The following is a 26542-nucleotide window of genomic DNA, read 5'->3' on the forward strand; positions in this document are numbered from 1 at the left end:
CGCTGGCATTTGCGCCGCAATCATTTATTCCGGTGTCAATTCTGCGGTTTCGCCAAACGGATGCCTACCCAACCGAAGTAGGGTTTCGATAACCTATGACAAATGCTAACTTGTCGGGATTCATGGAAAAGTGTGACCGGAAAAATCGTGGATAGCGAAACAAGCGAGGTGCCCTACGCGCTGGTCATTGACGACCATCCGCTGGTCGCACGTGGCTTCGCCGAATATCTGGCGACGCACTGCGGATTTGATGTTGTCCGAATTGCGGCCGATGGCGAAGCGTGCCTGCGGCGTATCGAAGTCGATGGCTGTCCGGTGTTGGCTGTCGTCGATTTTTGGCTGCCGGAAGGCGCCGCCCTGATGTTGCTGGGCAAACTGGCGCAGCGCTGTGCCGGGACGCGTCTGCTGGTGGTCAGTGGCGACGAGGATAGCGCGGTTCAGCGCAAGGCGAGGGATGCCGGGGCGCACGGATTTGTACACAAAAATCAGCCGCCTGAAGTCTTCGCACAGGTTGTCTCGGTGCTGCGTAGTGGCGGGGAGTGGTTCAGGCTGGAGAGTGATTCGACACAGGCCGCGGCGATACGCCGGGAGTTGCCGATGCATCCCCAAGAGCTGGGGCTTACCGAACGTCAGGGCCAGGTGCTGGCCATGATGTTGCGCGGCCAGCCGAACAAGCGGATCGCGCTGGCGCTGGATATTTCCGAACAGACGGTCAAGGAGCACGTGACCAATATTCTCGCCAGGCTTGGTGTTGCTAACCGAATGGAAGCGATTACGCTGTTGCGTGGTCGTCGTATCGATCCATGATGTCGAGCGCTTGGGCTGGCAAGGCCGTGGCCGAGCGGCAAGTCACCGATACCGTGCTTTCGGATCAGGCCCGTCTGCAATTGCTCGGTATCGCCTTCAAACGCCTGGTCTTCGGTATTCACGCCATGCCCTTTGTCGGCATCCCGTTCATGATCTGGATGGTCATTCTGGGCCTGGACATCATGATGATGCTGTTGTGGTTGGCAGCGTATGGCGTTGGCAATGTTTGGGCCGTTCGACAGAAAGCTGCATTCCGGCACGATATCGATCAACTGCCAGCGGGGCAGGCGCTGCAAAAATGGCTGGCCATCGTGCATAAAGCGGCCATCGTTCATGGCTTGGGGGTCAGCGTGGTGTCCCTGATCACCGCCGGGCGCGTGTCCCACTCGTTTATCTATGTGCTGACCACCACCCAAATGGCGATCGTGGCTGGAAACGCCACGCACCAGTCGCCGGAAATCGGCACCTTCAAACGGTTTTTTGCGACCTCGTGGGGTGGGTGCATACTGCTGATACCTTGGACCTTTCCGGATGAATGGCCGGTGGTCTTTTTCCTGGCCCTGTTTTATATCGTGTCGATCTATCGGCATGCGATGAGTTCGCATCGCTTCTTTGTCGAGCATGCGCAACTGGAGGAAGACAGCAAAAAACTGGCCGATGGCTATCGTGTCGCCAAAGAGGAGGCCGAGGCCGCCCTGCAGGCAAAAAATCAGTTTTTGACAACCGCCAGCCACGATCTTCGCCAGCCAGTGCATGCCATGGGCTTTTTGATTGAGTCGATTGCCCATCGCAATCAGGATGCTGCCTTGGTGCCTTCGCTGGACGATCTTCGGCGCAGCGTGCGCTCAGTGACCCTGATGTTCAACTCCTTGCTCGACCTGTCGCGTATCGAGAGCGGTACGGTCGAAGTCAATTGTTTGCCGGTGGCCTTCGCTCCGCTGATGCAGGATGTGTCGATGTTGTTCCGCGAAGAAGCAAAGAGCCGCGGCCTCGATTTGCGGGTCCATGAATTGCGGCGCCCAGGCGCTGTCCTGGCTGACCCGTTGCTGCTGCGGCAGGCGATGGTGAATCTGGTGCATAACGCCTTGCGCTATACCGCCTGCGGCGGGATCGTGCTCGGGGCGCGGCGGCATAGTGATGCGTGGCGGCTGGAAGTCTGGGACACCGGTATGGGCATTGCCGGCGAGGGCAGGGAGAAAATCTATTCGCCGTTCTATCGCGATCAACATGCCTGGCGTATCGATAGCGCCGGGCACGGGCTGGGCTTGGCGGTGGTGGCGCGCTGTGCCGGGATGATGGGCGCGACGTATGGTTTTGATTCGGTCGAGGGACGTGGCTCGCGTTTCTGGCTTCAACTGCCAGCTGCCGACGGTGCCTCATTGCAGCCAGTGGTGGCCGAGCAGTCTGATGCCCGCTCAGCGCAGCGCCAGCTGGCAGGTACCTGTCTGGTGGTCGAAGATGACCCGCAGGTGTCGTCGGCCTGGCTCAGCCTGATGCAGGCATGGGGCGTCGATGCCCGCTGTGCGGCTTCCGCGACAGAGGCCTTCGCGGTGCTGGATGCCGGCTTTGTGCCGCAAGCCATTTTGTGTGACCAGCGTTTGCGTTCGGGCGAGAGTGGCATTGAGGTTTTGAAGGCGCTATTTGGCCGTTGTCCTGAAGCGAGCGGCGCGATGGTCAGCGGCGAGTTCGCCTCGGCAGAATTGCAGCAGGCGGAGAGAGAGGGCTATCTGGTGCTCCGCAAGCCGCTGGAAACCCGGCAACTGCATGTATTGCTGGAACAATGGCTGCACACGATTGATCGGTAACAAGGCGCTTGCCGACGATGAAGCGGGTTCCAGTGATGAATTCGAAGCGAGAAGGGTCGCATCGGAACACAAAACCGAAGCTGTTTTGGGAAGCAGGCACTCAGGAACCTTCTGGCGCCGGCGCGCTGCATCATGCTTTCGCCCGCAGGTGGCGGTGGCCACCATATTTAGCGGCGACCTGGCTTCAATAAAGCTCGGCGATCAGCAACTGGAGAGCACCCTCGCGTTCCGCCGCTGTGGCGGCCAGCAAACCTTGCTGCTGCAGGATAGCGATCAACTGGCGCGGTGCGACGCCCTCGTAGCCCACGATCTCGACGTGGCCCGCAGCAACTTGAACATTGGTGAGGCGCGGGTAGGCGTCGATGATCGGCTGGTACTGCTCATCGAGACTGAAAATGTCGTCGCTTTCTCGGCAGGCGCCGTTTGCGTCGCGACGGCGGCAGGTCTCGCGCTCGTCAGTGACCACCTTCACATAGCGCTGCACCGAGGCGATCAGCGGACCGGGGCGGCGGATAAAATCTGAAAAAGCAGTGATTTCGTACCAGTTGTCACCGGTGACTGCGCGGCAAGAGAGCGCTACCAAACCGAGGCTCGCCCAGTGCAGAAAACGATTTCCGCATAGTTTCGCAGCCGCAATGCCCGAGAATGGGGCAGAGACAGTGACCAGATTCACGTTCAAGCCGTCGCTCTCCCAATCTGCGCGGCGCTCACCTTCCATCGCCTTCCTCGCCACCAGCCCGCCCATGCTGTGGCCGATGACCGTGATGTCCCGGTTGCGCATTTTTCCCGCCAGCGCGCCAACTGCTGCAGTCAGCTGCTCGGCACTGTCCACAAGGCTCGCCCGGTCGTCATAGCTGAAGCAGACCGCCTGCTGGCCATGAAACGCATAGAGCTGGGCCAGCGACCGGAATCGTCCCGCCGACCCATTGCAACCGTGCACCAGTATGGTCACCGGTTTCGACGAGTCGAGGGAAAGCGTCTGCTCCGACGCATCAGTACAGGGCCCCAACTGAGGGAGCTCGACGGTGATATCCGGCGAGGGAAGCCGGCCAAGCTCCAGGGGAGTAGGGTCGACAGTCGGTGCTTGCAGGAAAGCGCAACCTGAAATCAGGCTCGCAAGGAGCGCTGCCAATAGAGTGCCGCGAGAAAAGAGCGAGCTAACTTGCGATGAGTTCAAGCCACGGTAGACGAGCATGCGATCTAACAATTATTCAACGAACCCAATGGTCCGCATCTTGTTGGTAGACGAGGAACACGCCAATTCGCTGCAACAGCGTGAGTTCTAGTTGATGCCATTTCGTGCTCTGTCCCAATAGTTGATCATAATACAGACAGGGTTCGCCTGAGCGCCAGCGACGAAGTAGCAGCGATGTCAGCGTTGAAACCATGGCATCCCGAGGCAGCAATGATTTGCCTCCCTGGGGTGTTGTCATTGAACCTATTGCTTCTGGCTGAGCGAGCCGATGAAGGATTGCACGTCGATCAGGTCGCGGGGCATCAGGCCTTCTTCAAGGAGGCTGGTGCGCAGGTGGATGTAGAGCCGCTGCACGGACAGATAGGTGCGCCAGTTGGGCTCGGGTTTGTAATTGACCCGCCAGCACAGGGCTTTGGCCGCGTTTTGCACGGTGGTCGGCTTGACGAAGACGTTTTCTTTCGGGAAACGGATGTACCCGAACAGCGTGGCAAATGGCCATTTGCTGATTTCGATGATGCCCAGGGTGCGCACAAACTGCTTGAAACGGTCCTCTTCCGGGGCGGCGCCGTAGAGATACTCGGCTAGACCCAGCGCGAATGTCTTCTGGTTCAACGGCGCTTTCAGGGCGCCGTAAAGCGCGCCTTTCTCGGTCTTGGTTAGCAGGCCGGTGGCTGATTCGATGTGGCAGGCGCGATCGCAGATATCCTGGAATCGGCCTTCGGCGATGAGGCCGGCAAGCTCTGGTTCGTCCAGCAGCTGGATGAATAGCTGGTTGCCGCGCAGGACGGCTTCGCGCTGTTCCTTGATGTAGCGCTTGCCTTCGAGGCCTTCCGGATAGCTTGCGAGGAAGCGATCGATGGCGGCGACCAGGGTAACAAAGCTGGCGTTGTCGATTTGCGACGTTTCGATCAGATTGTCAAGAAGGGGGTGCTTGGCCGTACGGCCCTCGACACTTTCCAGCCCGGCAAATGAGGCCGACAGGCGCTTGGTACCAGCGCCCACAAAGAAAATATCAATGTTTTCGGGGGTTACATTTAGCACTTTCCCGAGTCCCCATTCCTTCTTGCTGGGGTGAAACACACGATCGCCCTGGGTAATTGTGCTCATCTTGCTCTCCGCTGCCACTGCTGCCTTAACACGCTATTCTACCATTGCAGCGATGGTAGGGTCGGATAGCGAATCGTTGGTTTTTCGGCAAAATTTCCGGTTGACCGTGAAATTCAGCTTTGGCCGGCGGTGAGAGTGTCTGCGGCGATCCCTAGCGGCCGGACAGCCATTTCAGCATGGTTGCGTACAACAGATCGGGGTTGACCGGCTTGGTGATGAAGTCGTTCATGCCGGCGTCCAGGCATCGCTTCTTGTCTTCGGCGAAGGCATTGGCGGTCATCGCCACGATGGGAACATCTTGCCCGTTCGGTAATTGCCGTATCCGTTTGGTTGCTTCCAGACCGTCCATTTTCGGCATTTGCATGTCCATCAGGATCAGGTCGTAGCCGGACTTTGCCACCAAGGCCACGGCCTCCAGTCCGTCTTCTGCCTCGTCAGTGGACGGGCAGACGATATTGAGCAGCATGCTGGCGATTTCGCGATTGACCGGCTCATCTTCGACCAGCAGGATGCGGCTGTCGGCAAAGCGGCGTCCGAGGATGGCTTCGGCCGATTCGATCTTCGGTGCGTTGGCCAGGTCGTGCAGGCCCGGGCCTTTCTTGAGCCGCGCGGTGAACCAGAAGGTGCTGCCTGCGCCCGGAGTGCTGTCGACACCAGCCGCGCCGCCCATCAACTGTGCCAGCTTTTTGGTGATGACCAGCCCCAGCCCGGTGCCGCCATAACGGCGTGTGGTGCTGGTATCGGCCTGCTCGAAGGCGCTGAACAGCCGCGCGGCAATTTCCGGCGCGATGCCGATCCCCGTGTCCTTGACCTCGAAGCGGATCAGTGCGTTGTCGGCCGTCTCTTCGACAGGAAAGCTGCGCAGCGTGATCGTGCCTGATTCGGTGAATTTGATGGCGTTGTTGGCGTAATTGAGCAGCGCCTGCTGCAATCGCGTCGGGTCGCCTCGCAGGTGATACGGTGTGGCGTGGTTTTCGATTGAAATCTTGAGTTTCTTGGCCTCGGCCGCGACACTCAGCATCGACGCAACATTGGCGGTGAGCGTGCCGATCGGGATGTCGGTGTCGTCGAGAGCGAATTTACCGGCCTCGATCTTGGACAGATCTAGGATGGCGTTGATTATTTCGAGCAGGTGTTGGCCGGCCGAGTCTACTTTTTCGAGCCGTTCGGCCTGTTTGTCGGGCAGGCCGGCGCGACGGATCAGGTGAGTCATGCCGATGATGGCATTGAGCGGCGTGCGGATTTCGTGGCTCATGTTGGCCAGGAAAGCGCTCTTCGCGATGTTGGCGGATTCTGCCGATTCCTTGGCGATGGAAAGTTCCGCCGTGCGTTGCACGACCAGGGCTTCGAGATGAGCGTGATACTTCGTCTGCTCGATTTCTGCCTTTTTGCGCAGGGTGATGTCGGTCGAGATGCCGCACAGGGCGTAGATGCTGCCATCGTCCTTGTGCAAAGGCAGCTTGACCGAGAAATAGGTGGCTGTCTCCCCGGTTTCCATGACAGTATTCGTTTCTTCCGCCTTCAGGGTTTCGCCACCGAGCAGGACGCGACTATCGTTCTCCCGGATGTTGGCAGCCGTCACGGCATCGAAGAATTTTTCGTCCCCGAAGCCGACAAGGTCTGCCATGTCGACGCCCCACAGCTTGCGCACCGGCGCATTGGCAAACAGATAATTGCCCTGCAGATCCTTCAGGTAGATGTAGGCATCGACACTGTCCAGAATGCTCCGCAGCTTCGCTTCGCTTTCACGCAGATGGGCCTCGTTCTGCCTGCTTTGTGTGATGTCGCGAAGTTCCCAGAGCACATGCCGCCGGCCGGACATCTGCACGATCTGGCCGGAAATCAGGTGTGGGCGAAACGCCGCCTGCAGGCAAAAAGTGGCCGGGTAATCCACCACGCGCCCGTGCCGGGCGAGTTCAGCCATGCACCCGTCGCGTTCAAGCTCGTTATCCCACAGGCCAAGTTCCAGCGCCGATTTTCCGATCGCGTTCTGACGGGCGATGCCAAAGGCACGAATCCATGCCTCGTTAACATCGATGATCCGGCCTGAGTCAGCATCGGTAAACGCCATGCTGTTGCTGGTAGCGTTGAAAATAATGGCGTAATCGACGCTATTGGTCGATGAAACGTCCAATTCAAGCTGATTTTCCATGGGTTCAGCTTTTTCTGCGCTTGGCGATGTCAGCGTCGTTCAGTCCATACAACACATCCAGAAAATGCATCTGGAAGCTGCCCGGCCCCTGCGCGTTTTCCGCGGCGAGCTCGCCGGCCACGCCCATGACCACCATGGCTTCGGTTGCCGCCTCAAACGGATCGGCATTCACCGCCACGAAGGCGCCCGACAAGGCGCTGGCGGTGCATCCCATGCCGGTCACCAAGGTCATCATCGGATGACCATTGGCGACCCGCGCCACCCGGTCATCTGCCACGATCAGATCAACCGGGCCGCTGACCGATACCACGCAGCCCAGCGCACGGGAAAGCGCCTGGGCGTCGTTGAATGCTTCATCCGGCGTGTGCAGGCTGTCCACGCCTTTGGTTGTGCCCGCAGAGTTTGCCAGGGCGCGGATTTCAGAGGCGTTGCCGCGGATCACGGCGGGCCGCGCCGCCTCGATCAGCGCACGAGCCGTTGCGGTGCGATAGGCCGTGGCGCCACAGCCCACGGGGTCAAGCACGATGGGAATGCCACGGCTGGCAGCCAGCTTCGCCGCCTTCAGCATGGCCGCCACCCAAGGGCCGCTCAAGGTGCCGATGTTGATGACCAGCGCCCGCGACAGGGCGACCATCGCTTCGACTTCCTCGGCGGCATGCGCCATCACCGGCGAGGCGCCAATCGCCAGCAGGGCATTGGCCGTGCTGTTCATCACCACATAATTGGTAATGTTGTGAACCAGCGGTGCCTGCGCCCGGATTCGGGAAAGATCGTGCTCGCTCATGGGGCTCTTTCGGGGTGCGGGTTGGCGATAAGCGTTGACGTGCAACGCCAGGCGAAAAGGCCGGTTGCGGCCGGAGCATTCATGCGTCTTATCTTCCGGAGTGCCGCCCCCGGGGGTCGGAAAATAGTAGCAGGATAGGCTCGCCAGAAAAAGCCTGCGAGCGCGCAAAACGTTACTGTTGAAGCTGTTCCGCCAGTCATCCGGCGGCATCGAGGCATCCGTGGCGACCGTTTTTGAGACCGCTGCGGTCAACCGGAAAAAGCAACCAAAATCCGAAAAAATTGTTCAGGGCTGCGGCAGCGCAGAAATCAGGGCAGGGCGCCGATGCTGCCGCCAGCGCCGCTATTGTCATCATCGTTTGCCAGTTATGACGCGAAACCCAGGCGAATTTTGTGCAGATATCTGCAAGTGACTGATTTTTAATGATCTGGATGTAAGTCGGGATTGGCACGTATCTGGCTAAGAAGGTATCAGGAAACCAGCAGAGTCCGCCGCGCCGGATACTTCCTTTCCTCCCAGGGGGAGTAGGGCAGACGGACGCTTGATGAAATTTGACGTATTTCCTTGCCCAGCCCCGATGGCCAGTCATGTGATCGTCGCTTTTCAGGATTGAATCTGCTGGTTTCCAACCCTAATCGCTCGTTCGGGCGCCTGTTCGTCCGATGGAGTCAGGGCGAATGGCGTCCCTGATTTAATGTCAATTTTGGCAGTGTGGTCTTTGTCTGCTGTCATGAATGGCAATTTCGCGCCTTGCGTCAGCCATGCAAAGCTCGATGGCCGGCGGAAATTCGGCTGGTGCCGGCCTCGGTGCAATATTTGTAAAGCCGCTCACAGCAATGATTTCGCAGGTTTTACGGTACCCACGCCGCTATCCCGACCCGGCATTTCCAGCAGCCGGATTCACCTCGGCCGGCACCGGGCATATGTCTTGCACATAGTTCAGCGTAACGAAGCTACTTCAGCTTTATTCAACGCAAAGGGGAGAAGACTCATGGCATGGAATCTGTTATTCACATCCGACATCGGCTTGCTCAGCTTGTTCACCATCGTGTTTATTCTGGGGATGGCGGTCTATCTGATTCGCTACGCCTCGAAACATTCGCACGACGAAGAGAAAGAAGCGCAAGCCGCCAACATCCATCTGCCGGGCGCACGCTAGCCAGGTTGCCGGCCAGCGCCGGCATCAAGGCCAAGCCAGTAAAGAGGGCGGTATCAGCGTCCCGCTGGCCGTCTGATCAATAGCGCCGAACGGTGCCGCCGTCGTCGATATGCAGGCGGTCGCCGATGCGCAGATCGACGAAATCGGTGTTCTGGATCACCGTCTGATAGCCGCCGTTTTCCATCCGGATGGTGAGCCGGAACTGGTCGCCCTGCGGCTGGTTCTGCTTCTCGATTTCATGTCCGATCAGCGCGCCGCCAGCGGCGCCGATGACGGTGGCCGCCGTGTTGCCGTTGCCTTCGCCCACCTGATGGCCGATGATCCCGCCGATCACGGCGCCGGCGATGGCACCAACACCAATGCCGCTATTGTTCTCATGCCGGATCAGGTCGATGGCCTGAACCGAGCCGTAGCCCGGGTACAAGTCACGCGAATAAGCCACCGGCGGATAATCTTTTTCCCAACCCGGCCCATAGATCGGCGCGCAACCGCTGATCGCCAGTACCCCTGCCAAGCCCAGCGCCGACATTAATTTTCTCGATGCATTCACGGTCATCTTCTCCATGGCCCGGCCGTGCAAACCATGCGCCGGGGATTTGTATTTTTCTGGTTTTCAAAGCGCCTCGATCCCGAAAATGCGGCGCTGATTACAACGAAGGTATCGTGCCGCAACTGCGTGCCAAGTACAACGTCGGCAACCAGATATTCTGCAGCTAACCTAGCGGGCAGACATTTCAGTTTTGAGCAAAATTTCCGGTTGACCGCAGCATTCGCACGCCATGACGCCACCGAGACGAGAAGCCGTCAGCCCACGAAGCCATCCCCGTGGGACTAGCCTTATCCCGCCCGGCCCTCGCTCGTCGCCAGCGCCTTCTCGATACGCGCATCCGGAATCAGCCAAACCAGCGCCACCAGCACATACAGACTTTGCGCCAGCGTCGGCGACCAGAATGCCGACACCATTCCCGCCGCATAGACCACCGGCGAAGACTTCCCCTTCCAGTCGCTGCCCAGTGCCACTTTCAACAAGGACTTGTCACCCTGCGACGCGATGATGGTCTGCTGCAAAATCCAGTAAGCCACCGCCGCCATGAACAACACCCCGCCGTAAACCGCCGACGGCACGGCCGCGAAATGGTTTTCACCCATCCAGCCGGTGGTGAACGGAAACAGCGAAAGCCAGAACAGCAAATGCAGATTCGCCCACAAAATCGGCCCCGTCACGTTATGCGCCGTGTGCAGCATGTGGTGATGGTTGTTCCAGTAGATGCCGACGTAGACGAAGCTCAGCACATAACTGAAAAACACCGGTAGCAACGAGGCCAGCGCATCAATACTCTCGCCATGCGGCACTTTAAGTTCCAGCACCATGATCGTGATGATGATGGCCAGAACGCCATCGCTGAATGCTTCAAGGCGGGTTTTACCCATGCTTTCCTCCGTATTTGGAAATCTCCTTTGTCAGAGACCGTTGCGTCAACGAATCGTGCGATGCCCACAAAAAAAGATCTGAGCAGGCGCTACTTCCAGGCACATTTCGACGCCTAAACCATTTCAGTGGTGTTTTGACCTTTCTCAACGCGGCACCTTACCGCATCGTCAAGGAAATGGCCTTCACCGCCCTGCCTGTCACGGCACAACGTGCCGAAAGTGTCGGCATGATCAACCACGTTGTTGAAAATGCGGAAATTGAAGCCTTTACTTTCGATCTGGCACGCGGCATCACGAAAAATGCACCGCTGTCGATTTCCGTCATCAAGGAGCAATGGCGAATTGTTGCCGGCGCCCACCCCATGAGCCCGCAAGGTTTCGAACGCGTCGCCGGCCTGCGCCGCGTCGTCTACGACAGCACCGATTATCAGGAAGGCATCCGCTCCTTCAAGGAGAAGCGCAAGCTAGTTTTTACGGGCAAGTGAACAAACAGGGCGCAGGTGTCTCGGGGCAAGGCGAAGATGGCGTCGCTGCGTTTGGCTTTTTTGTCGCTACTATCCGGTCGCAACCCGATTCAAGGGTGAGATAGAAAATCGTCCAACGTAATGACCATGGCAACAGGGCCTGGCCCTGCGGTCAACCGGAAAAATTGGGCGAAATTTGAAGCCTGATTACTTCGCACCACGCCACCAAGGGGAAGTGGGAATGGCTCGAATCAATTCGAGCCATTGTGCTAAGGCGCCATTGCGACGGCGCGTTGTCAGCAGGCCGAGAAGGGCCAGGCTGGCCAATGCCAGTGACCCAGGTTCCGGCACGCTCAGAGGGGCTTCGCCGAGCACACCTCGGGCGGTCAGCGAGAAGTTGTCGATAGCCAAGCCATCGTCAGAACCGGTGGCATCGATGTCGGTCCAGCGAATCCAGAAACTGGTGTTTGCAGCAATGTTCAGACCGGTGATGGTGGCGCTCACTGCCGTAAAGTTACCAACGGCGTTCCCGTCCTTGGCGCCTTGACCGACGGTGTCGGGGGTCACAAAGTCCAGCGCGCTGAAGTCAAGGAAGGTACCTGTGCCCAGGGCGGTAGCGTTGGTGCTGTATTGGAAGGCGAGCCGGTCGGTGCGGTTGACGACGCCGAGGCGCCATTGCTCGCCGATGAAGGCGATGTCCAGCGAGGTGATGGTAGCGCCGGTTTTATTGGAAAACTCGGCGCCGAAGCTCGGAATGAGCGTGCCGCTACGAAGGCTACCCAAGGCACGTTCCGTTGAGCCGGCGGCGCCGTAGCTGTAGATGTCACCCGTGTTGCTGCCGCCCGTGTCTACCGCGTACTGATCGTTGTCCCGTGCGCCACCGCCGGATTCGTCCAGTACCCAGCCCACGGGCAAGCTTGTATTGGTGGTCGTGTTCGCAGTATTGCCCAGGGTGTTGAAATCCTGCGTGTAAGCACTGCCCAGTGACGACAGACTGACAGGTGTGGCATGGGCGCTGCCGACCGCAAGTAGGCCGATAGTAATTAACAGACTGGCGCCATACGTATTTTTGTTCACCGAAAGTTTCCTTAGTGGGGCGGATCCGTCGACTCGGATGCCGGATTGCTGAATGCCGTTTGATGTGTGTTACGGTTGCTGGCCACTTTAGATTCATCGCTTCCAAATGCATGTGAAATAATTGCCATTGAGGCTGATCGATTTGGCGTATTTCGCTATATGCGAATGGGCACTGCATATCTAACAGTTATGGTGGGAGGCCATGGTCGACCGGAAATTTGGCTGAATTACCGATTTCTATCCCGTCAGTAGGTCCCGATCACATTTCCTGAATTGTTGTCATGGCGAGCTTGTCTTCCGGTTTTTCCGCGCAAAACACCGCCGCGCTAGCGTCGGCGCGACAATTGCTGCTGGTTGTCGCGCCGACTTGGGATAGCGGTGCAGCGAGATTGCAGCGTTTTGCGCGGACGGATTTGGATGGCGACTGGCAGCCGGTTGGTACTGCAGTGGCGGTGAGTCTGGGCCGGGCGGGGCTGGCCTGGGGGCGTGGGCTGCATGCGCGGTGCGATGGCGAAGAGAAGCGGGAAGGCGATGGCTGTGCGCCAGCGGGGATATTTGCGATCACGGCGCTGTTCGGGGTTGCGGCGCCGGATAGCCCGTTCGCAAGCGCCGCCCAATTGCCCTACCTGTGCGCGACACCCGATCTCAAGGCCATCGATGACCCGGCCTCGGCGTATTACAACCGCATTGTCGATCAGTCCGCCGTGGCGCAGCCCGACTGGTCTTCGTGCGAGGACATGTTGCGCAGCGACCGGCGTTACGTCGTGGGGGCGATGGTGGCGCATAACAGCGATCCAGTCGTGCCGGGGGCGGGGTCATGTATTTTCATGCATGTTTGGGAAAGCGCGGGTGCGCCGACGGCCGGTTGTACGGCCATGGCGCTGGCCGACATGACAGAGATTGCTGGCTGGCTGGATGCCTCGGCAGAGCCTTTGCTGGTGCAGTTACCGCAGGTGGAATACGAGGCCTTGCGCGTCGCTTGGCGGCTGCCGGTGGTTTTGGCGTAATGCAGTTGCGATGACAGTCGTTGGTTAGCCGGCTAGACTGGCTGCCTTTCAACCTTCCGGCCGTTCCGCCTGTGCTCAATCGAATCTGGGTCGCTTTTATCCTTGTCGGCTTTGTCGCCGCAGTTGCGCAGTTGCTGCAGGGCGACCTCGATATCTTCACGCGGGTGCTGAACGGCTTGTTCGATACGGCCAAGACGGGTTTTGATATTTCGCTCGGGCTGGTTGGTGTCATGAGCCTGTGGCTGGGCATCATGAAAATTGGCGAACGGGGTGGGTTGATCCAGTTGTTCGGGCGGGCGATGGGGCCGTTTTTCCGGCGCGTCTTCCCTGATATCCCGGCTGGATATCCGGCCAGCGGCAGTATCGTGATGAATTTCAGCGCCAACATGCTGGGCCTGGACAATGCCGCGACACCACTTGGCCTGAAAGCCATGCGCGAGCTGCAGGAGATCAACCCAAAGCCGGATACGGCGAGCAATCCGATGATCATGTTCCTGGTGCTCAATACGGCCGGCATCACGCTGATCCCGACGTCGGTCATCGCCATCCGTCAGAGCATTGCGCTCAAGCAGGGGCTGGTTGGTTTCAACGCGGCCGACATTTTCCTGCCAACACTGCTCGGCACCTTCGTTTCTTTCTGCGCCGGGCTAATTGCGGTGGCCATCTGGCAGCGCATCAACCTGTTCTGCAAGCCGGTGCTGGCCTTCTTCGGTGGATTCGCGGCGCTAATGGGCGGGATGTATTTCTGGCTGGCCGGCATGCCGCCGGAACAGATGGCGCAGATGATTGGCCTGCTCGGCAGCGGCTTGATTGTTTCAATCATCGCGCTCTTTGTTGCCGTGGCGGCGTGGCGCGGTATTGATGTCTATGAGAGTTTCGTCGAGGGTGCCAAGGAGGGCTTTGGCGTTGCAGTACAGATCATTCCCTACCTGATCGCCATGCTGGTGGCGATTTCGGTGTTCCGCACCACGGGCGGCATGGACTACCTGATCGGCGCCATCCGCAGCGCCGTACTGGCGCTCGGGATCAACGACGACTTCGTGCCGGCGCTACCGGTCGGTCTGATGAAAACGCTGAGCGGCAGCGGCGCACGCGGCCTGATGGTCGATGTGATGACGACCTACGGCGTCGATTCCTTCCAGGGCAAGCTGGCGGCGATCATTCAGGGTTCAACCGAGACGACCTTTTACGTTCTGGCTGTCTATTTCGGCAGCGTCAATATCACCAAGACCCGCTACGCGCTGGCCTGCGGGCTGATCGCCGATGCCGTCGGGCTGGTCGGGGCGATCCTGATCGGCTACGCGTTTTTCCACTAACAGCGGCTTAACGACTCAGCCATACCGCGAAAAGCTGCATCGCTTTAGCGATGTATGAAGCTGTGTTTCAGGATGGCGTGGACTTGGAGGGGGCTGGCGGGCGCGCTATCTGATTAAATTGCACCCCAAAAAAACCCGCCGAAAAAGGCGGGCTTTTTGTGAGCTGGTTGTTTGCTTATGCTTTTTTGCGGCGGCTTACACCGAGTCCGGCCAAGCCAAGCCCAATCAGTGCCAGGGAGGCTGGCTCCGGAACGTTAGCGCCAACGGTAGAGATCGGGTCGTAGGTTGAGTTTAGCTGCCATGCCAAGACGTCATGATTGGCATAAGCCGCACCCGTTCCAGAGGTAAAACCAACAAAAGCGTCCGTGGAACCAAGAATAGAGGCTAGATCCGTGTTGTAAGAGAGCAATGAGCTACCTGGTCTGGCTGCATTGGCACCCAGAGCGAGGCGTACTTCCAGCAGGCCTGTGGCACCGTTGTAGTCAACCCATGCACTCCAGATGTCGCCGTTATTCATGTCGCCGAGAGCAACTTCGGCCAGCGCTGCGGATGAAACATTCCCGTTCAAATCAATGCCGACATGGTTGCTGCTGTTGTTGTCGCCAGCGCCGTTATTCCAGGTGTCAAATTCAATACCAACACTATTTGGTAACCCGGCATAGCCAATGCCGCCACCGAGGCCGCCAACGCTATTGGAGTTTGTCTGGACGACAAAAACCAAACCATCTGCGCCGCACCCTTGACCGTCACAAGCACCGCCCGCACCGGAAAACTGGAATCGAAATGCCGTACTGAACGAAGCATTTGACGCGAGGCTTACGGTGTTGGTGGAAAAGAAAGAGCCGCTCTGGCTGTAGTTTGCTGGGGTAACACGAAGCGCAGTCCCGGCTTGGGCAGCGTTGCCATTGATTTGAAGCCCGGCGGTGCTGCTGAAGTCGTTGTAAAGCAGGGTCGTGGCCTGTGCATATCCTGTGAAGGCAAATGCCAGCGCGATACCGGCGATACTTTTTGATAGTTTCATTTGGTGGTCCCCTTGTTTGATGCCTTGTATCAAGCACATACCGGACCAGTCGTTTAATGCCATGATTTAAATCAATTATTCTATTTGGATTTCAGGGTTTGTAAATTATTTCGACACGGTTTCGCGAGAAACTGCAGCCATAAGAAGCTCGCGGTGCCTTGATTTGAAAAAGTTGCAGGGCGTTGCTGCACGATGGGTTCGGCGATTACTTTCCGTTTTACGCTGACGTCAAACTGCATTTTTATGCAACAAGTCAATTTTTGGAGAGGCCGCCTGTATGCCGGCTATTGTCCAAAACCCAAGTGGCAGCGAATTCTCCGAAGATCAACGATTAGTCCAAACAGACTATTGATGAAAAATACAAGCGGCATAGGATATGACTTGTAACTATTCCAATAACCTAAATAAACTCCAGGAGAACTTCGATGAAACTCAAAAGTACGCTCGCCGCAGTGTCCCTTGCCATCGCGGCAACCGAGGTCTTTGCTTCGGATGTTGGGGCCAAGCTTTCGATGAACGCGCCGTCGGAACCGGATTCCTATTCCATGCTGCTCGCCGGTATTGGCCTGATGGCAGCCATAGCCAGCCGTCGGCGTTCCTGAACTGACACTACCGTCAATTTTTAGTCACTAACGGAGCCGATTGGCTCCGTTTTTAGTTCCGGAGGCGGGGTTTTGGTCGTAGGGATGAATGGACTTTTGCCCACGACGTACCTCATGTCTACGCTCCTGACTGGCCAAGGTTTTGGCGTGTTTAGAAGCACTGCTACGGTCAACCGGGAAAATCGGCGAAAATTGGAATCTTTCGCCGCCCCTGAAGCCCTGTGTCCTCCATCGTTTTTTTCAACAAGCCCTACGGCGTCCTTAGCCAGTTCACGCCGGAGGGCAAATGGCGGGCGCTGGATGAATTCATTCCGGTCAAGGATGTTTATGTCGCCGGTCGGCTTGATGCCGACAGCGAGGGGTTGCTGATCCTGACTGACGACGGCAAGTTGCAGGCGAAGATCGCTGATCCGAAGCACAAGCTGGAAAAAACCTATTGGGTGCAGGTCGAGGGTGTGCCGGATGAAGCAGCATTGGATCAATTGCGCACCGGCATCAAACTGTCGGACTTTGCCGCGCTGCCGGCCAAAGCAAGTTTGATCGATGAACCGGTCGGGCTGTGGCAACGCGATCCGCCGATTCGCTTTCGCGCCGCGATCCCGACTTCGTGGCTGGAAATCCGTATCAGCGAGGGCAAGAATCGCCAGGTCAGGCGAATGACAGCAGCCATCGGTTATCCTACGCTCCGTCTGATTCGGGCCGCCATTGGGGCGGCGACGCTGGATGGTCTGGCGCTGGGCGAGTGGCGCAAGATCGACGGCAGTTACCAGGATTTGCAAGGAAAATTCAAATGAATAAACACCTGATTGCCGCAGTGATCGGGCTGGCGCTGGGCGCCACCGCCTGGGCGCAGAGCGCCATGCCGGTCATGGAATTGAGCGCCGGGTTCTACCGCATCGAGGCCGAAGTGGCTTCGAATGATCGCAATCGCCAGCTTGGCCTGATGAACCGTCAGACGATGCCGGCCCAGCACGGCATGCTCTTTGTCTTCACCGAGAACAACACGCACTGCATGTGGATGCGCAACACGCTGTTGCCGTTGTCCGTGGCCTTCCTCAATGAAGAGGGCAAGATCATCAACATCGAGGACATGCAACCGCAGACGGAAGACAACCACTGCGCCAGGGTGCCGGCCCGCTATGCGCTGGAAATGAACCTCGGCTGGTTCGCCCAGCGCGGCATCAAGCCGGGCATGAAGCTGAACGGCATCGACAAGGCGCCACGCCCACAATAATGAAACGCAGCAAATGGCGGGTTCGCCTCGCTGGCGGGCTGGCCGAACCTATCCTTCGTTCCTGGCTGACTGAACCGGATTCGCTGACGGCACGTTGCCAGCAGGCGAGTTCGGTCTTTCGCGTTCGCTTGCTCAATTACGGCAAAGGCAAGGCCTTGGCTGATGAGGCAGCGGGCGATGCAACCGGCCGCCAGCTGGCCTGGGTGCGCGAAGTGGCGCTCGAATGCGACGGCCAAGCGGTCATCTTTGCCCACACCACGCTGTCTACTGCCGCCCGTGGCCGTATGACCCGTTGGATGGCCGGCCTCGGCAGCCGTTCGCTTGGCTCGCTGCTGTTTACCTACCCCGGCTTTGAGCGCGGGGCTATCGAGTTTTTACGCCTGGATGCGCGGCATCCCCTTTATCGCCGCGCTGCATCCCTCGGGCCGGTGACGACTACGCTGTGGGCGCGTCGCTCGCGGCACCGCCTGGCGAATCAGGCGGTGCTGGTCACGGAGGTTTTCTTGCACACCGTGACTACCCTCGGGCACTGAGCGATAACGCCCGGCGCCGACTGGTTCAGGGGGCCGAACGCTGTGCGAATTCCTTCTGCAGTGCAATCAGCTTGCTGCCCTGATCGAGTCGCGTTTCCTGCATCCATTGCGGCACCGCGAGCGCCTCGGCAGCTGCACCCCAACGCCCGGTTTCGGCCGCATCGCCTCGACCGAGCGCCGCTTCCCACAGGGTGGCAACGGCCCAGAAACGCTTTTTCGGATCGGCATCCTTGTCTTCGGCCGGCGCCAGCGCCAGTCGACTGACTTCGCTGCGGACGCGGCGGGCGAGGACGGAATCGGCAATGGCGTCGTCCTTCTGGCCGGCCTTCAGCCATTCAAGCGCCCGTACATCAAGCAGGAAGGCGTAGTTGATGCCGTTGTACCAGTCGCGGCGCAGCGAAAAGCCGCGCTCATAACCGTCCACCGCCGCATTCAGGTCATCAGGGCGGGACTTGAGTTCCCACAGGCGCTTGTGGATGGCGCCCCACAGACCGAGGGATTCAGGATCGTTGGTCGTGGCCGGGTCGAGTGATTGCTCCATGATGCTGCGGGCTTCGAGCAGCGCACTTTCCGGCTCAGGCTGTTTCGATTTGTAGGTGGCGACAACCAGTTGCTGGGTAACGAAGGGGTCGTTCGGGCGCACCTTGATGACCTTGATCAACAGGGCGCGGGCACCGGCAAAGTCGCTGGCGCCGCCTTCCGGCGGATTGATCATGGCCAGCGCTTCGTCGAGCATTTCCTTGGGGGTGGCGACCGGCTCGGGGGCTGCAGCCATCTCGAGTTCGGGCGCTGCAGCCAATGCATGGTCGAGTCCGGGCGGGCTGGCAGTGGGAATAGCGAAGTCGAAGTGGCCGCCACGCGGCATCGGCGGCTCGGCAAAGACCGGTGGTGGTGCCGCTGTCGGCGGCGCCTGCACGGGCATCTGCGGTGGTGCGAGTTGGGGCAGGTAGGTGTAGACCGGGCTGTCAAAGCGGTTCGAGTTCAGGATTTCCTGAATCGCAGTTTTCAGCTCGTTGATGAATCGCATCGCCTCGCCGAACCCGATGTCCTCGCCGGAATGCTTGTAGCGGCGCAGCGCGATGTGGCCGAAATCGAAAGGATTCTTGAAGCCTTCCTCGGCTATCACGATCGTTGTTCTGGGCCGCAAGGCGTAGCGCACGCCCAATTCGTAAGCCGCATTGACGTTGTAGGTGGACAAGTCGGCAATGACCACATCGGCCTGCAGCAGCATCTCGTACATCGGCACGTCGATGACTGCGGAATGCTGAATTTCGTCGGCGCGTATGCATTCCAGCCCGGCAGCCACGACCCCCTGCTTGATGACCTCGTATGAGGCGTCAAGGTTGAGGACGCGGCCGTCGGTGTAGTCGGTCTTCTTACCGAAGCCCTGGATGACGAAGCAGGTTCTCATGCGAAGCCTTTCAGATGGTCGAGGGTGACATGCTTTGCAGCATAGGTGGTACCGACCCGCTGGATTTCCGGCATGTTCTTCACCGAGTCCATGACTTGAACTTTCTCTGCCTTGATCTCGGCGAGGCCCAGCGCGTTCAGCCCATCCTGCGAGACATCCGGGTCGTAGCGGACATAGGCGAACTGTTTGGGAATCGTTGAGGTAGACGGGCATTGTTCTGTCGGCACCAGATCGCAGATTTCACGGTCAATCGGCGGCCCGAAGCGGCAGTCGCCAACGATGCGGCAGGACATATCCCAGCCGGCAGAGGCAGCATTCATCAAGGCACCGGGGACGTTCTTGGCGTTGTCGAGCAGCCACAGGTCATCCTTGTCGACGCCGGGGCGCGCCTTGGCCGCGCTGCCGGTGCCGACCGAAACGATGAGCAGCTTGTCGGCGCCGGTTGCCCAGTTGATCTTGTAGGGAGCGGCCGTGACCATCTGGAAGGCGAGGAAGGCCGGGTTGTTGTAGGTGGTCACGCCGCCGTCGACGAAGATGAATTGATACGGCTTGAGTGTGTCCTTGCCAAACGTGACCACCTCCGGCGGGAAGAAAGTGGGGGCGGCCGTGCTGGCGCGCACCAATTGCCAGAGCGGGAGCTTGAGGTTGCAGTCGGGGCGGGCGCGATCATTGTATTTGGCCAGCGGATTGTTGGTCACCGGCCAGGGCGAATCGGTGGTGACGTTGCGCATGACCATCATCAGCAAGGTGCGCAGCCCTTCGTCGCCGAGCGTGGCATTCGGCTCGGCCGGGCTGGCCACGTGCTTCAGAGCCTTGTCCAGTTCCTCGCGCAGCTTCTTGGCCAGTGGCTCATCGTTGTAGCTGTATTGCAGGCGCTTGAGCAGCGATGCCTTGTCGAACATCTGCTGGCCGCTGGCGGTGTAGAAAGTGCGGATCTGGTCGATGCTCATGCCGGTCGAAATGCAACTGGCAATGATCGCCCCGGTGCTTGTGCCGCAGACGAAATCGAAATAGTCGGCGAGGACGAGATTGGGCTTCTGCAGTCGGGTGCGCAGGTCAGCTTCCAGCTTGGCGAGGATTTCGACGCTCATCAGGCCGAGGATGCCGCCGCCGTCGCAGGCGAGAATCTTTTTCTGGCCGGCGGACTGTATTTTATTGAGGACTTGTTGGTTCACGGGATTCTCCTAGCGCGGGGCAAATGGACTGTCGTGATGGTTTCAGGCGACATCGGCGACGAGACCGGGTACGTACACCATCTTGCCGTTGTTCGAAATATAGCTCAGCAGTTGCTTGCGGTTTTCGCCAGTGTCCGGGGCCTTCAGCGAGATATGCACCCAGCCCGAATTGGGGCCTTTTTTCGGGTCGTAGCACTCGCAGATGATCTGGTCGAAGGACTTCAGGTTAATTCTCGCCCAGTTCGCCAGCGCCAGCGTCGCCATGCCAACGATCTCGATGTCGCAGGCTTCACCGCGCGAATGCTGGCTGGTGCTGAGCCAGGTGGCTGGCTTGTTCTTGAGCGCGCGTTCGAGCGGATTGCCGCGAAAAACGCTGTTCGGCGTGAATTTGCCCAGCATGTCGCGGATCGGCTGCAAAACCTCTCGGGCGAGGTGGATGGCGGCGCGCAGTTCCTTGTCGGACGGAAAATGGTTGTCGATGCCGCGGCGATCTGCCAGCTCGGAACGGGTCAGTTCATAGACCATGAAGTTGGGGGCGATGAGCGTGTGCGGCGTGACGTTGGCCAGCGAAATTTCGGAAATTGGCTTGTCTTTCCAGTCGACCGTGGCAGGCGCCGCTGCATTGGCCGGCGCCGCACTGGCTGGCTCAACAACGCCCCGCGCGACGACCCCGCGGGCCACGGCGGGGGCTACCTTGCTCGACTTGCGCGCTTTCGGGGCGGGTGCCGGTGTTGGCGCTGGCGCTGCGCTCGGCATGGCCAGGCGGCTGGGTTTGATCGAGGCTTTGCGGGTGGTCATGCCAGTTCCTCCTTGATCTGGTCGAGAAGCGCAGTGATCGGCGCTCCGTCAGGATAGAGTGCGCGCAGAAAATCGAAATGCTCAAAGACCGATGACCGTTCGCGCTGGCTGGCCCCGCGCTGGAAGGCCTCGCGGTAGGCATGCAGGACAGGGTTTTCGGGGGGCGGGCGGCGCTTTCCGCCGCGCGCTGCGGGGCGCAGGCTGTCGGCCATGAGCAGCACCAGGTCGAGGTCGGCGATGCCGACGTCGTTCCAGAACCCGGGGTCCGTCCGGTTGGATTCATCGAGTCGCTTACGCATCTCGGCAGTGTCCTGTTTCAGCTCGGCAAGGCCGCTCAGCGGTTCCTGATCGGGTGCCTGCTGCGGGTAGCGCTGGCGGATCAGAAGGGCCGCTGTCGCCCAGTTGGTGAAGGCGTATGACTCGCGGCGCAGGGCGAAGGCCTGGCGATAATGCTGGGCCATGTTGACCAATGCTTCACAGCGACTGTCGTCGTTGCCTTCGATCAGCGCCAAGCGCTTGTAGGCACCGCCAAGCAGGCAGAGCCGTTCGCTGGTCGGGGCTTCGTCGACAATCGCGGCCAGTCGGTTGATGGTCTTGTTGATGTCGCTGCGCAGCGTGCCACGCAGCGCCTCCCGCTGTTCGGGCGCGGCATCAGGATCGGCCAGCCAGCGCATGCCGGCGACGCGAACTTCGTAGTTGGCCAGTTGCTCGATGGCGCGAATGCTGCACAGGCCGCGTTCGGCCCGGATGGCCTTGCGCAATTGCTCGGCGCCTTTTTCCATGTCGCCGCCTTCGCCCCAGGCAAAGCCGAGGGCGGCGGCCACGTCGGCGCGGGCCAGCCAGGCCTCGCTTTGCGCCAGCGGAATGCGCTTCAGACGACTTTCGATACGGTCGGCAAAATCATCCCGGTGGCCGCCGCTGCGCAGGTCGCTGGCAAGGTTGTCGAGGTCGACGGCCAGTTCGTGCGGCGTGGTGTAGCTGGCGGCAGGGCGCTGGCGGTTGATGCCCTGGCTGGATAGCCGGTAGCTCGGTTCGCCGTAACACTGATAGGCGCCCCAGGTGCTGACATCCGGGTAGAGGTTGAAAATTTCTTCGCGCGCGATGCGGATCGCTTCGCCAAAGAATTCGCCGGCCAGCATGCGCCGGTAAAAGGCTTCGGCAAAGGCCTTGCCGGCACGATCATCGACGGCCCAGCCAGCGGCAATGACCGCCTTGACGCCCATGTTGATGAAATGCTCGGCCAGGTTGGCGGCCAGCGAGCCGGGATCGGTATTTTTGTGCGCCTCGATCTTGCCGATATGGCAGCAGTTGATGAAGACCAGCTCCGGCACCCAGCGCATCAATTCAATGTCGCCCGGCGTCAGGATGGTATCGAGCCCGATCACCATGCCGGAGCGGGGTGTGTTCATGCGGGCCGACTGGTAGTTGCTGACGCCATGCCCGGCCAGGTGAAGGACGCGCCATTTGTCCTTGTGCAGCGCTTCGAGGATGGCGGTCGGCTTTTCGCCGATGCGGTCGGTGACGTCGAAGCCTGCCTGGGCCAGGGTATCGGCCACGCCGCGGGCTTCGTCCTGGGCGCCGGGCAGGTCGGCGAAATCGTCATTCTCGCCAAGATCCGGATTGCCGATCACCAGTGCGCTGTCGGCCGTGGCGCGTGCCGGGCGCCCGCGGTACGTACTGGTCTTGAACTGGCGGATCATGCCGGCCTTGATCGAGGGCGGCTGATCGTCGATCCCCCAACGGTTTTCCAACAGCTCCCACGGATAACGGGCCGAGCGCTGGTCGACCAGCAGTACCATGTTCCCTTGCTGCAACGAGCTTTCCTTGACCGCTACCGGTAGCAGCAATTCGAACAGCGTCTTGGTGGCTTCGGCGTTGCGATTGGTGTCCTGGCAGGCCATCCGGATGAATTCTTCAGCCAGCGACAACTGCCCGGTGGCCAGTGTTTCTTCGGCGCGGGCCTTGTCGGTGGCAAACACGAAGCGCAGCGCCTGGTCCTTGCCCTCGTCCTCGATGATTTCAATGCGATTCCACCACTCGGGGGTCTCGTCCACGGTCAGGCGGAACCGGCCGCCCTGGCCACTGGCGATGGCCATGTCAGGCCAGCTCAGTTTCTGGCTGAGCGAGCGGTTACACACCACGTCGCGCAAGGCTTGCGCCGCGGTGATGGCGATGTCTTCGTAGATTTCGACGAATTCCAGCCGGTCGATGACCACCTGGCTGTTCATTTCGGTGTCCACCAGTCGCGCATTGGCGGCGATGGCAGCGCGGGCGATCACTTCGACGCTGTCGCGGACCGCAATGCCGCCGGCGCCGGTACCGATCAGCAGGCAGCTGACGGCTGCCGAGCGTGGCTGAGCTTCATCGCCGAAACGCTGGTCAGGCCATTTGGCCACATGCAGGGCATAGTCGAGCAGCGAGTTGCGCATGCCTTCTTCGAGCTGGCCGGGGGTGAGTTCGCCGACCTGACCCAGGCCAACGACCAGTCCACCGGCTGGCTTGGCAGTCGGACTGTCATTGAAGAAGGTGGCGCAGGTGCCGAGCGGGCCGGGATAAATGCCCAGCTCAAGCCGGCGCGCCAGGGCGCCCTGCAGCTGTCCGTCGAGCGCGGCTTCGGCGCTGACGATGGTGTCGCCCTGGTAGTGCCCGACGACGACCGGATGCCGGACGTAGGCCAGACTGCCGTGACGGATGCTGACCTGAATGACCGTGGAGACGGTTTCGGCAGTGCTGCGGTCAACCGGAATTCCGCCCGAAAATCCAAATGTGCTCATGTCGTCCGGGCCGGGAATGCTGTCGGCCAGCGGCATCGTTGGCAGGACAAAGCGTTCCTCGACGCCGGCGCCGCGGGCACGGCTGGGCGGCGTGGCGGGGAGCAGGGTGGTGCTGCCCTTGACCAACAGGTCGAGATAGCCAGGGAAGGCCTTGGGCTGGGCGCACAGCGCATCGTGGGCGGTATCTTCGGCGTACCACACCGGGACGCCAGGCAGGCGGCCGGAATTCCAGCTCACCGTGCCGTCGCCTTCAGCGGTGGCGATGAAGGCCAGTTTCTTGCGCTCGCTGGGTGGTTCGTCCTCGCGGCTGACCAATTGGTAGTCGATCACGGTCGCCGGCTGGCAACCGGCGACGTAGCACATCAGCGGGTCCGGTGGTGCGTCGCGCAGGCGCTGCCAAGATATGGCCGCCTCCTTGAGCGTCGCCGCATCGGCCAGATTCCAGTCGGCGTCGGTGCTTTCCTTGATCGCCTGCCAGTGGATGAGGTCGGTAAAATCGGGGTCGCGCTGGCCAAAGGGCAGCAGTTCGAGCAGGCCGGCATAGCCGCGGACGATGTCGATGATCTCGTCGGTGTTGTGGGTGATGTCGAGCAGCGTCAGCTTGGCCTGCGTTGGATTGAACCCGGTCAGCCAGCGCACGGCCTCGTAGGAGCCGAAGTTGGGCGTGCCGAGCATCAGGAAGCGGCTGCCGGGCAGTCGCGAAATGCGCTGCCAGAGCGCCGCACCGGCGCCCTTGTCGGCGATCATCGAACGGACGACAAGGCCGCCCATCGAATGGGCGACGAGGCGCAATGGCTGTTGCGTGCGCTCGGCCTGCTCGACCAGCGGGGCGAGCATTCTGACCAGATTGTCGGCAGCCTCGCGAATCGAGTGGCGCCAGTCGTAGGGAAAGACTTCGACATCGTGACTACGCGCCAGGAATTCGACGAGCGGGCCATAAAAATCATCGACCAGACCAACCGGTGAAACGTCCGGTTTGCCCATGCGCAGCTTGCCCAGGCCACCGGCCAGCAGCGATGCATAATTGAGCCAGACCTGACCGTCGCCCGCCTTGAGTTCGCTGCCCATGGTGCCGGGCAGGACGACGGCAATCGGCTGCGGCACGCCGTCGGAACGTTTGCGCCGGAACGTGCGGGAGATGACGGATTCACCGGCTGGCCGGGATGCGATGGGCTGGAAGCCGCCGCTCTCCTGGTCGCCACGGGTCAGCGCGGCACGCAACCAGACGATGCTCTGGCTATTGGTGAAATAGCGGAAATGATTGACCTTGCTGCCCTGGTCCTTGCGGAAACGGGCGCCGTTGGCCGTGCGCGGCAGGCCGCCGAGCATCGAGGCGGTATCGACGACGAGATCATGCTCGTTCTTGTAGAACCAGTCGGTGGCCAGCACCTTGATCGAGTTCCACAGCGAATCGCCGGCCTCGATATCGCCGGCTATGACCGCCAGATCGGCATCGGTGACCAGTTCCGGCACGCTGTTGAGCAGGCGGGTCAGGGCTGAGCCTGGAATCATCGCCTCGACGCCGGGCAGGGTACGCGGGTCGGTGCGTTCGGCGACGATGGCCTGCATGAAATCGACGGCGCCACTGATGATGCCGTTGCCGAGCGAGGTGAAGGACAGGAAGTCGAGCACCGACAGCCAGCGGTCGAGCCGCCCGGAAGCCAGCGTCGTGCCGCGCGCCGGGCAGGCAACACGGACAAATCGGCTGACGCGGATTTTCTTTTTGCCGAGCAGCGTGACGAATTTGCCGAGCAGGTCACGGTCCGCAGCGTAGGCGGCGTTGCGTGCCGCCTCTTCGTCCGCCGACAGCGGCGCCAGCCCCATTTGCAGGGCAATGCTACGGTCAACGGCAAAAAAGTCCTGAATTCTGGAAGTTGTCAGGACGTCAGCCAGTTGCTGGCAGCCGGACAGGCAGAGCAACTCGCCAACCAGGCCGCCGCGCGAGTGCGAGACGAGGTGAATGTCGGCGCCATCGGGCAGCCGTTCGAGCAGCGCCATGGCGTTCTGGATCGGGCTTTCCGTCAGCGTCCGGTGCTCGAAGCCGAAAATGCGGTCACCGTAGTTGGCCTGCAGGCTTTCGCGCAGCTTCTGGGCGTCAGCATTGCGCGGATCCCACAGCTTGCCATAGCTGCCGGTCGTGCTCGACGCGGTGCCGTGGATGAAGACCAGCGTCGGTCCGCTGACGGCCGGGATGGGGCCGGTGCCGGCTACGGGCGTCAGGACGAGCTGAGCGCCGCTGCTCATCTGGTGCAGCCCCGGTTTGTTGCCGCCGAGCTGTTTGTCCTCAAGGACGACGCCGAGCTTGCCGGCTGTCTTCTTGGCGATATCAATGCCGAAAAAATCGAGGACGCGAATAGCCAGCCCGGCCGCCCCACGTTCGCTGACCGTGGCCAGGCGTGGTGTCAGGCGGGTGAATTCCCAGGCACCGCCCTCGCCGCGTGGCGGTGGGTTGCCGTATTCGCGAGTCAGGTCGTCGGCCCGGCTCCACAGGACAAACCCGTTTTCGAGCGAAACACGGACGACAGTCTCCGGCTTGACTTCGATGTCCTCGCTGGCGCCATCGCGGGCGCTACCCGGGGCCAGGCTGAACAGCGGTTGTGGCTCGCCAGCTTGGCCTGCGCCCCGGCTGCCGGTAGCGACCTTGGTGCCGCGGATGCGTATCGTACGTGTGCTCATGTCTTGTCTCCTGT

Annotated in this window: 23 protein-coding genes; 10 read left to right on the top strand and 13 right to left on the bottom strand. The window is 60.2% G+C overall.

Annotated elements, in window-relative coordinates; translation table 11 throughout:
* The first annotated feature begins 102 nt into the window (after window positions 1-102).
* Window positions 103-807: a response regulator transcription factor gene (locus tag IPJ12_16485; GenBank protein MBK7648697.1), complete on the top strand. Its 705-nt coding sequence runs from the start codon at window positions 103-105 to the stop codon at window positions 805-807.
* Window positions 807-2612: a hybrid sensor histidine kinase/response regulator gene (locus IPJ12_16490; protein MBK7648698.1), complete on the top strand. Its 1806-nt coding sequence runs from the start codon at window positions 807-809 to the stop codon at window positions 2610-2612. The genes IPJ12_16485 and IPJ12_16490 overlap by 1 nt, the downstream gene beginning before the upstream one ends.
* Window positions 2613-2796: 184 nt before the next feature.
* Here IPJ12_16490 and IPJ12_16495 read toward each other — a convergent pair whose 3' ends face one another.
* The 5 genes from IPJ12_16495 to IPJ12_16515 all read right to left on the bottom strand — a co-directional run bounded on the left by IPJ12_16495 (window position 2797) and on the right by IPJ12_16515 (window position 8439).
* The gene (locus IPJ12_16495) at window positions 2797-3807 is read right to left on the bottom strand and encodes an alpha/beta hydrolase (GenBank protein ID MBK7648699.1); all 1011 of its coding nucleotides are present in this window, start codon (window positions 3805-3807) and stop codon (window positions 2797-2799) included.
* A 243-nt stretch (window positions 3808-4050) separates the two neighbouring features.
* The gene (locus tag IPJ12_16500) at window positions 4051-4914 is read right to left on the bottom strand and encodes a DUF3553 domain-containing protein (GenBank protein MBK7648700.1); all 864 of its coding nucleotides are present in this window, start codon (window positions 4912-4914) and stop codon (window positions 4051-4053) included.
* Window positions 4915-5065: 151 nt separating this feature from the next.
* Entirely contained in the window at window positions 5066-7066 is a 2001-nt protein-coding gene (locus tag IPJ12_16505) for a response regulator (GenBank protein MBK7648701.1), read from the bottom strand.
* Window positions 7067-7070: 4 nt separating this feature from the next.
* Window positions 7071-7850, bottom strand: coding sequence for a hydroxyethylthiazole kinase (gene thiM / locus IPJ12_16510; protein ID MBK7648702.1), 780 nt, complete (start codon window positions 7848-7850; stop codon window positions 7071-7073).
* Window positions 7851-8046: 196 nt separating this feature from the next.
* The gene (locus tag IPJ12_16515; GenBank protein ID MBK7648703.1) at window positions 8047-8439 is read right to left on the bottom strand and encodes a hypothetical protein; all 393 of its coding nucleotides are present in this window, start codon (window positions 8437-8439) and stop codon (window positions 8047-8049) included.
* Between the two features lie 402 nt (window positions 8440-8841).
* Here IPJ12_16515 and IPJ12_16520 point away from each other — a divergent pair, with 402 nt between their 5' ends.
* A complete protein-coding gene (locus IPJ12_16520) occupies window positions 8842-9009 on the top strand; it encodes a DUF3149 domain-containing protein (GenBank protein ID MBK7648704.1) in 168 nt (55 codons plus the stop codon).
* Window positions 9010-9085: 76 nt separating this feature from the next.
* On the opposite strand, the gene IPJ12_16525 is transcribed toward IPJ12_16520, so the two are convergent.
* On the bottom strand, window positions 9086-9538 hold the full coding sequence (locus IPJ12_16525; GenBank protein MBK7648705.1) for a glycine zipper 2TM domain-containing protein: 453 nt from the start codon (window positions 9536-9538) through the stop codon (window positions 9086-9088).
* A 308-nt stretch (window positions 9539-9846) separates the two neighbouring features.
* Entirely contained in the window at window positions 9847-10440 is a 594-nt protein-coding gene (locus IPJ12_16530; protein MBK7648706.1) for a DUF1211 domain-containing protein, read from the bottom strand.
* Between IPJ12_16530 and IPJ12_16535 the strand changes: the two genes are divergently transcribed.
* Window positions 10416-10925, top strand: coding sequence for a hypothetical protein (locus IPJ12_16535; protein ID MBK7648707.1), 510 nt, complete (start codon window positions 10416-10418; stop codon window positions 10923-10925). The two genes, IPJ12_16530 and IPJ12_16535, sit on opposite strands and share 25 nt — an antisense overlap.
* A gap of 186 nt (window positions 10926-11111) precedes the next feature.
* On the opposite strand, the gene IPJ12_16540 is transcribed toward IPJ12_16535, so the two are convergent.
* Complete coding sequence (locus IPJ12_16540; GenBank protein ID MBK7648708.1) at window positions 11112-11981, bottom strand: PEP-CTERM sorting domain-containing protein; 870 nt, start codon at window positions 11979-11981, stop codon at window positions 11112-11114.
* A 281-nt stretch (window positions 11982-12262) separates the two neighbouring features.
* On the opposite strand from IPJ12_16540, the gene IPJ12_16545 reads away from it, so the two are divergent.
* Together IPJ12_16545 and IPJ12_16550 are read left to right on the top strand one after the other, a co-directional pair.
* Entirely contained in the window at window positions 12263-12988 is a 726-nt protein-coding gene (locus IPJ12_16545; protein MBK7648709.1) for a hypothetical protein, read from the top strand.
* Window positions 12989-13059: 71 nt separating this feature from the next.
* A complete protein-coding gene (locus tag IPJ12_16550) occupies window positions 13060-14304 on the top strand; it encodes a spore maturation protein (protein ID MBK7648710.1) in 1245 nt (414 codons plus the stop codon).
* A gap of 175 nt (window positions 14305-14479) precedes the next feature.
* Here the strand turns inward: IPJ12_16550 and IPJ12_16555 are convergent, their stop codons facing one another.
* Window positions 14480-15388, bottom strand: coding sequence for a PEP-CTERM sorting domain-containing protein (locus IPJ12_16555; protein MBK7648711.1), 909 nt, complete (start codon window positions 15386-15388; stop codon window positions 14480-14482).
* Between the two features lie 362 nt (window positions 15389-15750).
* Here IPJ12_16555 and IPJ12_16560 point away from each other — a divergent pair, with 362 nt between their 5' ends.
* The 4 genes from IPJ12_16560 to IPJ12_16575 all read left to right on the top strand — a co-directional run bounded on the left by IPJ12_16560 (window position 15751) and on the right by IPJ12_16575 (window position 17694).
* Window positions 15751-15927 carry a PEP-CTERM sorting domain-containing protein gene (locus IPJ12_16560; GenBank protein MBK7648712.1) on the top strand — a complete coding sequence of 59 codons (177 nt, stop codon included), beginning with the start codon at window positions 15751-15753 and terminating at the stop codon, window positions 15925-15927.
* Window positions 15928-16148: 221 nt separating this feature from the next.
* Window positions 16149-16721 (top strand): pseudouridine synthase, encoded by a 573-nt coding sequence (locus tag IPJ12_16565; GenBank protein MBK7648713.1) that lies wholly within the window; start codon window positions 16149-16151, stop codon window positions 16719-16721.
* Complete coding sequence (locus tag IPJ12_16570) at window positions 16718-17161, top strand: DUF192 domain-containing protein (protein ID MBK7648714.1); 444 nt, start codon at window positions 16718-16720, stop codon at window positions 17159-17161. Before IPJ12_16565 ends, IPJ12_16570 begins: the two co-directional genes overlap by 4 nt.
* Window positions 17161-17694: a chorismate lyase gene (locus IPJ12_16575; protein ID MBK7648715.1), complete on the top strand. Its 534-nt coding sequence runs from the start codon at window positions 17161-17163 to the stop codon at window positions 17692-17694. Before IPJ12_16570 ends, IPJ12_16575 begins: the two co-directional genes overlap by 1 nt.
* A gap of 25 nt (window positions 17695-17719) precedes the next feature.
* Here IPJ12_16575 and IPJ12_16580 read toward each other — a convergent pair whose 3' ends face one another.
* Genes IPJ12_16580 through IPJ12_16595 form a run of 4 tightly spaced genes read right to left on the bottom strand, consistent with a single transcriptional unit; the run spans window position 17720 to window position 26528 of the window.
* Window positions 17720-19105 carry a DUF4071 domain-containing protein gene (locus tag IPJ12_16580; protein MBK7648716.1) on the bottom strand — a complete coding sequence of 462 codons (1386 nt, stop codon included), beginning with the start codon at window positions 19103-19105 and terminating at the stop codon, window positions 17720-17722.
* Entirely contained in the window at window positions 19102-20280 is a 1179-nt protein-coding gene (locus IPJ12_16585) for a patatin-like phospholipase family protein (GenBank protein ID MBK7648717.1), read from the bottom strand. Before IPJ12_16585 ends, IPJ12_16580 begins: the two co-directional genes overlap by 4 nt.
* 42 nt (window positions 20281-20322) lie before the next feature.
* Window positions 20323-21036 carry a hypothetical protein gene (locus IPJ12_16590; protein MBK7648718.1) on the bottom strand — a complete coding sequence of 238 codons (714 nt, stop codon included), beginning with the start codon at window positions 21034-21036 and terminating at the stop codon, window positions 20323-20325.
* A gap of 38 nt (window positions 21037-21074) precedes the next feature.
* On the bottom strand, window positions 21075-26528 hold the full coding sequence (locus tag IPJ12_16595; GenBank protein MBK7648719.1) for a CHAT domain-containing protein: 5454 nt from the start codon (window positions 26526-26528) through the stop codon (window positions 21075-21077).
* Window positions 26529-26542 lie beyond the last annotated feature (14 nt).

The sequence above is a fragment of the Betaproteobacteria bacterium genome (assembly GCA_016709965.1).
Lineage (GTDB): Bacteria > Pseudomonadota > Gammaproteobacteria > Burkholderiales > Rhodocyclaceae > Azonexus > Azonexus amarohabitans.

Excerpts from the sequence above, each read along its gene's own strand:
- IPJ12_16485 (MBK7648697.1), top strand. The coding sequence starts at position 103 with ATGCTAACTTGTCGGGATTCATGGAAAAGTGTGACCGGAAAAATCGTG.
- IPJ12_16490 (MBK7648698.1), top strand. The coding sequence starts at position 807 with ATGTCGAGCGCTTGGGCTGGCAAGGCCGTGGCCGAGCGGCAAGTCACC.
- IPJ12_16495 (MBK7648699.1), bottom strand. The coding sequence starts at position 3,807 with ATGCTCGTCTACCGTGGCTTGAACTCATCGCAAGTTAGCTCGCTCTTT.
- IPJ12_16500 (MBK7648700.1), bottom strand. The coding sequence starts at position 4,914 with ATGAGCACAATTACCCAGGGCGATCGTGTGTTTCACCCCAGCAAGAAG.
- IPJ12_16505 (MBK7648701.1), bottom strand. The coding sequence starts at position 7,066 with ATGGAAAATCAGCTTGAATTGGACGTTTCATCGACCAATAGCGTCGAT.
- thiM (MBK7648702.1), bottom strand. The coding sequence starts at position 7,850 with ATGAGCGAGCACGATCTTTCCCGAATCCGGGCGCAGGCACCGCTGGTT.
- IPJ12_16515 (MBK7648703.1), bottom strand. The coding sequence starts at position 8,439 with ATGACTGGCCATCGGGGCTGGGCAAGGAAATACGTCAAATTTCATCAA.
- IPJ12_16520 (MBK7648704.1), top strand. The coding sequence starts at position 8,842 with ATGGCATGGAATCTGTTATTCACATCCGACATCGGCTTGCTCAGCTTG.
- IPJ12_16525 (MBK7648705.1), bottom strand. The coding sequence starts at position 9,538 with ATGTCGGCGCTGGGCTTGGCAGGGGTACTGGCGATCAGCGGTTGCGCG.
- IPJ12_16535 (MBK7648707.1), top strand. The coding sequence starts at position 10,416 with ATGCTTCAAGGCGGGTTTTACCCATGCTTTCCTCCGTATTTGGAAATC.
- IPJ12_16530 (MBK7648706.1), bottom strand. The coding sequence starts at position 10,440 with ATGGGTAAAACCCGCCTTGAAGCATTCAGCGATGGCGTTCTGGCCATC.
- IPJ12_16545 (MBK7648709.1), top strand. The coding sequence starts at position 12,263 with ATGGCGAGCTTGTCTTCCGGTTTTTCCGCGCAAAACACCGCCGCGCTA.
- IPJ12_16555 (MBK7648711.1), bottom strand. The coding sequence starts at position 15,388 with ATGGCATTAAACGACTGGTCCGGTATGTGCTTGATACAAGGCATCAAA.
- IPJ12_16560 (MBK7648712.1), top strand. The coding sequence starts at position 15,751 with ATGAAACTCAAAAGTACGCTCGCCGCAGTGTCCCTTGCCATCGCGGCA.
- IPJ12_16570 (MBK7648714.1), top strand. The coding sequence starts at position 16,718 with ATGAATAAACACCTGATTGCCGCAGTGATCGGGCTGGCGCTGGGCGCC.
- IPJ12_16575 (MBK7648715.1), top strand. The coding sequence starts at position 17,161 with ATGAAACGCAGCAAATGGCGGGTTCGCCTCGCTGGCGGGCTGGCCGAA.
- IPJ12_16580 (MBK7648716.1), bottom strand. The coding sequence starts at position 19,105 with ATGAGAACCTGCTTCGTCATCCAGGGCTTCGGTAAGAAGACCGACTAC.
- IPJ12_16590 (MBK7648718.1), bottom strand. The coding sequence starts at position 21,036 with ATGCCGAGCGCAGCGCCAGCGCCAACACCGGCACCCGCCCCGAAAGCG.
- IPJ12_16595 (MBK7648719.1), bottom strand. The coding sequence starts at position 26,528 with ATGAGCACACGTACGATACGCATCCGCGGCACCAAGGTCGCTACCGGC.